The sequence below is a fragment of the Pseudomonas sp. 3A(2025) genome, from assembly GCF_054589175.1.
Map to the genome: position 1 here is coordinate 1 of NZ_BAAILM010000027.1, position 443 is coordinate 443.

The 443-nt window shown below is 45.6% G+C and carries 1 rRNA gene; it reads right to left on the bottom strand.

The features are described 5' to 3' along the window. Nucleotides 1-263: ribosomal RNA gene (locus ACYP2A_RS10650) — 23S ribosomal RNA — on the bottom strand; the annotation flags it as partial. Between the last annotated feature and the right edge of the window lie 180 nt (nucleotides 264-443).

Here is a 443-nt window from a genome sequence, read left to right on the forward strand (position 1 = left end):
GTCCCCGTTCGCTCGCCACTACTAAGGGAATCTCGGTTGATTTCTATTCCTCAGGGTACTTAGATGTTTCAGTTCCCCTGGTTCGCCTCTTGCACCTATGTATTCAGTACAAGATAACCATCTTGTGATGGCTGGGTTCCCCCATTCAGATATCTCCGGATCACAGTCTGTTTGCCGACTCCCCGAAGCTTTTCGCAGGCTACCACGTCTTTCATCGCCTCTGACTGCCAAGGCATCCACCGTATGCGCTTCTTCACTTGACCATATAACCCCAAGCTATCTGGTTATACTGTGAAGACGACATTCGCCGAAAGCTTGTTAAAACAAACTTTCATTTTGCCTTAGCCTGCATCCCACCAGTGAAAGTGGCACACAGTCTAAATTTTTATCACACACCGAATTTTTAAAGAACGATTCTGAAAAAGATCAGAAATCAACATTCA